An 8,417-nucleotide genomic window follows, 5' to 3' on the forward strand; every position below is an offset into this window, starting at 1 on the left:
CCCCTCTAGTTCGGAACTCTGGCTCGCCGAGAACACGGCGCGTTGCGCGGATCCGCCGGCAACATCCGCTTCCATGACGTGTGATGAGAACACTTTCCTCATCTTGGTCCGATCGCCGGACAGCACCAGAACCTGCGCGCTTGAACCGGCAAGCGCCGACTCGAACGCCCGCAAGCCATTCGAGGTCGACAGCGCACTCATTCCAAAACTGCGCCACAACCTCCTCCGCATGAGTTCGTCTAGTTGCATCCCGCCTTCGGCCCATAGCGGCCAGTTCACGGAAACACTGCGCCCACTACGCTGACCGTCAGCCAATCGCTCACTGCGAAGCGCGATGTACGCATCCATGAACGCATTGGCCGCTGCGTAATCTGCCTGGCCGATATTTCCCAATTCCGCCGCGAGGGAAGAAAATGTTGCAAAGATCTTCAGAGGAAGATCGGCCGTTGCCTCATCCAGTGAAACTAACCCGCTGACCTTTGGTGCAAACACCGCCGCAAGTTCTTCGGCGGTCTTTGTCTGCACAAGCGCATCATTGAGAACGCCAGCGCAATGCACAACTCCATCCAATCGACCGCGAGACTCGTAAATTCGGCGAACCAGATCTCGAACAGCCTGCGTATTGCTGACATCGACAGCATGAAATTCGATCTGGGCACCGGACTGCCTGAGCGCTTCCAGCTCGTCTTCCAAGAGCTTGCTGGGTTCGGACCGCCCGATCGCCACCAGGCACACGCCCGGTGCGCAGCGGGCGATCTCCCGCAGCACAATCAATCCCAAGCCGCCGAGTCCACCACTGATCAGATAAACTCCTCCAGGAGTCCAAGCTGCTACAGCCGGCGGCAGAGCCCTGGCGTGCTCCTCGAAGCGCTTCACCAGCCGTACGCCTCGCGAATATCTTACCGGCGCGGCTTCGGTGCCGGCCGCCTCGACCCGCACGTAGCGCGCGACGTCTTCAGGACGCTCAGCCCTTTCCACGAGTATCAGTTGGACGGACAGGCTCGGATGCTCCAAACTGGCGCTCTTGAGCATCCCCAATAGAGCGCCCATCACAAGTTCTTCGCCCTCGTGGCAAACGACAAGCTGAATGAGCAACCGGGATTGATGCCCCACCTGGCCGTCTTGCAATAACTTCAGCAGTTGCTGGGCAAGTTCGGTAAACTGATCAGCTAAACCGGTCGATGTGGCTTTCAGCGCTATGCAATTCGCAGTCGGCAGCATATCCTGAATCGCTGCCTGAGCGAGCGCGGCATCACCACACAAAACAATCCAATGATCGCCCTCATTTTCCCTACTTCCGGGGACGACGGCCTCGTCTTTCCACCGCGGCGACAGCAGGAGTATCTCCGCTGAATTTCCAGCCAACACGTCGTTCGATTCATCCTGAACCACCCGGCAGCTGAAGCCGCGCAGACGAACGCACACCTCGCCCTGCTCGTTCGCCACATCGATGTCCAGCTTGTGCACGCCACTGTCCGGCCCACTCGACCGGCTATGGCGCGCGACAGCCCACACCTTCGTCGTCAGCGGCGCCAGCGCCTGCACACTCTCCACCGCGAACGGCAACGCCACCTTGCCCGCGGCCTGCTCGCCCAGCAGGAGCCCCATGCCCGCTTGCAACGCCCCATCCATCAGGCTCGGATGCAGCCCATACTCGCCCAGCGTGGCCTCCACCACCTCGGGCAACCGCAGCTGCGCCAGCAACAGCTCGTGACCCGCCTCGTCCAGGCCGCGATGCACTTCGCGCAACGAGCGGAAGCTCTCGCCATAGTTCAACCCGGCCTGCACAAAGCGCTCGTAGCAGGCCTCTCCCGCCATGCGATCACCATCGCTCTGCCGCTTCAGCGCCGGCAGATCCAGCTGCTCGCCTGCCACCGCATCGAGCAGCACCGCCCGCCCCTGGCTGTACACCAGCGCTTCGTCATCCTGCCCGCTGTAGATCTCGAAGGCGATCGCCCCATCATCCTGCGGCGACAGCGCGATGTGGATCTCGAGCCCCGCCTCGCCCACCACCGCGGGCCGCGCAAACACCACATTCTCCAACCGCACCTGCATCTGGTGAGGTGCCCCGCTGGCGCGCTGCACCGCCTCGCGCGCCAACTCCAGGTGCACCACGCCCGGCAAGACAAGCTGGCCCCGCACCTGGTGATCCGACAGGAAGTACTCCTGTCCGCTGAACATCGAGCTGAACCGCTGCTCGCTCAGGTCCGACGTGTTCCGGTGCACCAACGGATGCAGATAGGCCGCGCCGACGGTCATCGTCGAGCCGGAGATCTGCCTGGAGGTCACTTGCGGACCCGCCTGCGGGATCCAGTAGCGTTCCTTGGCGAAGGGATAGGTGGGCAGGCTCAGCCGCGCCGGCCGCGCGGCCCCATACAGCCGGGTCCAGTCGAACATCAGGCCCTTGACCCACAGGTCCGCCAGCTTGGCGTGCTTGCCCTTGGCAAGCCACGTCTGGATCGCTCCCTGCAGGTCCTCGTCCGCCGCAAACACCGCCAGCGCGTCCTTGTTGCGCCGGACCTCGCCGCGGTACACGTCGTCCTGGTGCTGCGCGCCCTGCAGATAACCTTGCAGCTTGCCCTGCAGCTCCGCCACCGTGCCGGCAATCACCGCAAGGCGGAACTCCATCGCATCGCGGCCCACCTGCAGCGTGTACGCCATCGCCGCCAGGTCCGCGGCCGTCAGCTCCCGCTGCCCCATCCACGCCAGCAGCTGCTCCACCTGCGCCTTCAGCCGCTCCTCGTTCCGCGCCGACAGCACCACAACCGCCGGGCTCTCCGGCAGCGCACGCACCGGCTCCGACGCCGGTCCAGGCGCCACATACTCCTCCAGCACCACATGCGCGTTCACGCCGCCAAAGCCGAACGAGCTCACTCCCGCCCGGCGCGGCAACGGCCGGCCGCCCGCGTCAACCAGAGCCTCCCACGGCCGGCTCTCCTGCACGATGTAGAACGGACTGTCCTTCAGCTGGATGTACGGATTGATCTCCTCGCTGTGCAGGCTCCTCGCCAGCGTCTGGTGCTTCATCTGCAGCAGCACCTTGATCACGCCCGCCGCACCGGCGGCGAGCTCCAGGTGACCAATGTTGGTTTTGACCGAACCAACCCCGCAGTAGCTGATCGGCAGTGCCTCACCGCCCTCGCTGAGCTCGGCGAACGCGCTCTTCAAACCTTGGATCTCGATCGGATCACCCAGCGGGGTCCCGGTCCCATGCGCCTCGATATAGTTCACCGTCCGAGGATCCACGCCGGCTTGCGTGAAGGCTTCCTTGATCACGCCGGTCTGTGCTTTTGGATTGGGCGCCGTCAACGAGCTCGCCCGCCCGCCGTGGTTCTCCGCGCTGCCCCGGATCAGCCCATAGATGTGATCCCCATCCCGCTCGGCGGCGCTGAGCTTCTTGAGCAGGAACATGCCCACGCCCTCACCGCGCACATAGCCGTTGGCCTGCGCCGAGAACGTCTTGCAGCGGCCGTCCTCGCACAGCATTCCAGCCTTGCTGAAGCTGACCTGCACTTCGGAGGCGACCAGCAGATTGACGCCGCCGGCAATCGCCATCTCGCATCTGCCGGAGTTCAGCAGCATCTCGGCCCGATGCAACGCCACCAGCGAGCTCGAGCACGACGTCTCGATCGGCTCGCTCGGCCCGTGCAGGTTGAGCAGGTAACTCATGCGGTTCGGCCCCATCGAGGCCACCGCACCCGGCGCACTGTAGCCCTCCACCGCACAGCCGTTCTGAGCCAGCATGCTGCTGTAGCCGCTGTTGCCAGTCCCCACCAGAATGGCCGTATTGCTTCCCGCCAGACTTTGCGGGGCATATCCGGCGTCTTCGATCGCCTTCCACACATACGTCATCAGCACGCGCTGCTGCGGATCCATCGACTCGGCTTCCAGCGGGGAGATGCCGAAGAACAACGGATCGAAGTGGTCTGCACCTTCGATCAGTCCCGCCCGTTTGATATTGGTCTTGTTCAGCTCCTTGTGAGGGTCGCCATAGAGCTGCTCCCAATCCCAGCGGCTGTTCGGTATCTCGCCGATACAATCCCGGCCGGCCTTCAAGTTCTCCCAGAACTCCTCCAGGTCCCTCGCCTGCGGGAAGCTTCCGCTGATACCGATGATCGCGACCGGCTCGCGCTCAACACTACGCGTGTCCCCTGCTCTCACCAGTTGGGGCCTGCCGAACCTGGAAGAACGCTTGCGATCAATCACCTCCGGCAGCGGTTGCACCACGGCGGAGCTGGCCCCTGCCGCGCTCATCGGCTTCACCGCGCCCCCAAAATGCTTGAGCATCTGCGGGCGATGGTCTCGGACCAGATAACCGGCCAACCCCTGCAGGGTCGGATACTCGAAGAACACGACCGGGCTGATCGCCAGATCGTACTTCTGGCTCAGCGCATCGCCGAACCCGGTGAGCATGATCGAGTCGAACCCGTACTTGCTCAGCTCGTCGTCGACCTGGATCCCGTTCCGGTTGATCTTCAGGACTTCGGAAGCGATCCTCAAGAGCGCCGCCAGCACCTTCTCCTGCAGTTCGGACGCCTCACTCGTCGTCTGCTCCGATCGGATGACCGGAGTCGCCGGCGCCGCGGACAAAGAGCGTTCAGTGACTGGCTCAAGCGAGGGCTCGACCTGGGTTAGCTCGGCTTGAGCGGGCTCGGTTGGACCCATCAACCGCTGCCTGATGCGGCTGGCCTGACCGAAGAAGACTGCCGTTTGCGACACACCAAGCCGCAATGCGGCCGTCAGCGCTTGAATGCCTGCCGCAGTCTCCAGCGGCACCATCCCCGTCAGGCGCCGCATGCGCTCCTTGCTCGACGCCTCGACCTGCATGCCACCCGCCGCCCATAGCGGCCAGTTCACGCTGAGCGTCTGGCCATGCCGCAGCCCCTGCGCCGCCAGCTCGCTGCGGTGATGCGCATAAGCGTCCATGAAGGCATTGGCCGCCGCATAATCCGCCTGCCCCACATTGCCGGTCACACCGGCAATCGAAGAGAACAGAATAAATCGATCCAGCGGCAACTCGGCCGTCGCCCGGTCCAGATTGAACAGCCCCATCACCTTCGGCGCGAACACGTCCCGAAGCTCGAGCGACGTCTTCTTCTGGACCAGGCGGTCGCGCAGCACGCCTGCACAGTGGATCACCGTATCCAGGCTGCCATACTCGGACGTGATGCTCTCGATCAGATTGGTCACCGCGATCGGATCGCTGACATCGACCGCGCGGTAGTCCACAACGGCACCACCGATCCGCAAAGCCTCGAGCTGCTCGTACTTGGCAGGAGCAGCCGAACGCCCCGTCACAACGATCACCACGTTCTTGGACTGGCTCACAATCGCTTCGGCGATCTGCAGCCCCAGCCCGCCCGCGCCACCCGTGATCAGGTAGACCCCGCCGTCCTTGCACAACGCTGCGTCGACTTCGGCCGAGGTTGGCGCCTGCAGGCCCATCACCTCGCGCCGGCCATCCACATAGCGGACGTCCTGTGCCCCGGAACCTCCCTCGACCGACAGCTCCAGCACAGCCTCCCGCACCGGAGCTGCTGCTTCGATGGCGATCACCTGACCGATCAGTCTCGGATTCTCCTGGCTTGCGCTCTTGAGCAGTCCCCCCAAACCACGCAGGACCGCGCTCTCGCCAGCCGCTGGAACAACCAATTGAACCAGGACGCTGCCTTCCGCGGTGGCCTGCAGCGCCTCTTGCAAATATTGCAGCAACTGCTCGGCATAGTCGGTATAGCGTTCGGCAAAGGATCCCGCCCGGCTGTCCAGGCGCGTTACGTTTGCTTGCGTCAGCTCGGTTGCAACCGCGTCCTCCAGCTCTTGCACCTCACACAACACGATATGGTGCCTGGCGTACCCCGTTGACCTCCGAGCCGATGGCGCTTCGCTTTGCCAGACCGGCGTCAGCATCACGGTTTGCGCCTTCTCGACCTCGCCATCGCCCTCCATGACGCGCGAGGTGAAGTTGTGCAGCCTTACGCACACCCGACCCGCCGCATCGGTGACGTCGATGTCCAGCTTCTGGACCGCCGCGTTGGCGGGGTTGTCGGCATGACGTCTGACCACCGACACCGCATCGTCGGGGATCGGGGCAAAGATCGTGATGCTATCCAGCGCAAACGGCACGCGCAGCTTGCCAAGACCCGAGGTGTTCAGTTGCTCCAGGCCGATCGACACCTGCAGCGCACTGTCCAGCAACCCGGGATGCAGCACATACGCCCCGCGCGTCCCGACAACGCTGTCGTCCAGACGCAACTCGCCCACGACCAATGTCGCTGCTTGCGCGTCCGTTCCCATCCTCAGTTGCTGCACCGAACGGAACGCCGGCCCCAGCGTCAGTCCCACCGAGTTGAACGCCTGGTAGCACTGCTGCCCGCTCGCCGTCTCCGTGCATCGCGCCTGCAGCTCCGCGAGGTCCAGGGCCGGAGCGACCTCGTCCGACACCACCACCGCCCGTCCCCGGGCATAGACCCGCTCGCCCTTCTCACTCTCCACGGTATACGCCGTAAAGCCGATCACCCCGGAGTCTTCCAGCGTCAGCGCGATGTACAGCTCGACCGGCTCTTCACCCACCACCAGCGGCTGAAGCCACGCAACGTTCTCCAGACGAACCGCCAGAGCTCCGTCGCCCGGCTCGTCGAGCGCGTGCAGGATCGCCGCTCGCGCCATCTCCAGATAGGCAACGCCGGGCAGGATGCGCTGACCATGCACGATGTGGTCCTTCAGGAAGAACTCTTCGCCGGTGAACACCGCGCTGAAGCGTTGCTGCGTGAAGTCCGAGATGTTCCGCTGCACCAGCGGATGCAACACCGCCGCGGCCGCAGTCTGCGTCTGCACCAGAATCGGCTTCCCGGTTGCCGGCAGCCAATAGCTCTCCTTGGCGAAGGGATAGGTGGGCAGGCTCAGCCGCGCCGGCCGCGCGGCGCCGTACAGCCGGGTCCAGTCGAACATCAGGCCCTTGACCCACAGGTCCGCCAGCTTGGCGTGCTTGCCCTTGGCAAGCCACGTCTGGATCGCTCCCTGCAGGTCCTCGTCCGCCGCAAACACCGCCAGCGCGTCCTTGTTGCGCCGGACCTCGCCGCGGTACACGTCGTCCTGGTGCTGCGCGCCCTGCAGATAACCTTGCAGCTTGCCCTGCAGCTCCGCCACCGTGCCGGCAATCACCGCAAGGCGGAACTCCATCGCATCGCGGCCCACCTGCAGCGTGTACGCCATCGCCGCCAGGTCCGCGGCCGTCAGCTCCCGCTGCCCCATCCACGCCAGCAGCTGCTCCACCTGCGCCTTCAGCCGCTCCTCGTTCCGCGCCGACAGCACCACAACCGCCGGGCTCTCCGGCATCGCACGCACCGGCTCCGCCGCCGGTCCAGGCGCCACATACTCCTCCAGCACCACGTGCGCGTTCACGCCGCCAAAGCCGAACGAGCTCACCCCCGCCCGGCGCGGCAACGGCCGGCCGCCCGCGTCAACCAGAGCCTCCCACGGACGGCTCTCCTGCACGATGTAGAACGGACTGTCCTTCAGCTGGATGTACGGATTGATCTCCTCGCTGTGCAGGCTCCTCGCCAGCGTCTGGTGCTTCATCTGCAGCAGCACCTTGATCACGCCCGCAACGCCGGCCGCCAACTCCAGATGTCCGACGTTGCTCTTGATCGAACCCAAGCCGCAGTAGCCGCCTGGCAGTGCCTCACCGCCCTCGCTGAGCTCGGCGAACGCGCTCTTCAGGCCCTGGATCTCGATCGGGTCACCCAGCGGGGTCCCGGTCCCATGCGCCTCGATATAGTTCACCGTCCGAGGATCCACCTCGGCGCGGCGCATGGCCTCCTTGATCAGCTCCGCCTGCGCCGCAGGGTTCGGCGCCGTCAGCGAGTTCGCCTTGCCGCCGTGGTTCTCCGCGCTGCCCCGGATCAGCCCGTGGATGTGATCGCCGTCTCTTTGCGCCGCCCCCAGCGGCTTGAGCAGCAGCAGTCCCACGCCCTCGCCGCGCACATAGCCGTTGGCCTGCGCCGAGAACGTCTTGCAACGCCCGTCCTTGCTCAGCATCCCCGCCTTGCTGAAGCTCGTATGCGCATCCGGCGACAGCAGCGTGTTCACCCCTCCCACCACCGCCAACTCGCATTGACCGCTTTGCAGCAGCAGCACCGCACGATGGATCGCCACCAGCGAGCTCGAGCACGCCGTCTCGATCGGCTCGCTCGGCCCGTGCAGGTCCAGCAGGTAACTCATGCGGTTCGGCCCTATCGACGATACCGTCCCCGCCGCGCTGTAGCCCTCCACCGCACAGCCGCTCTGCGACAGCAGGCCGCCGTATCCACTGGTCCCAATTCCGATAAAAATCGCCGTCTTGCTGCCGGCCAGGCTTTGCGGCGCGTAACCGGCTTCCTCGATGACACGCCAGACATGGGTCATCAGCAGCCGCTGCT

At 64.8% G+C, this 8,417-nt stretch carries 1 protein-coding gene; it reads right to left on the reverse strand.

Annotated elements, in window-relative coordinates; translation table 11 throughout:
* A partial coding sequence (locus TSA1_RS33670) for an SDR family NAD(P)-dependent oxidoreductase (RefSeq protein WP_283814412.1) occupies window positions 1–8,409 on the reverse strand: 8,409 nt, incomplete at its 3' end.
* Between the last annotated feature and the right edge of the window lie 8 nt (window positions 8,410–8,417).

Source organism: Bradyrhizobium nitroreducens, from assembly GCF_002776695.1.
GTDB lineage: Bacteria > Pseudomonadota > Alphaproteobacteria > Rhizobiales > Xanthobacteraceae > Bradyrhizobium > Bradyrhizobium nitroreducens.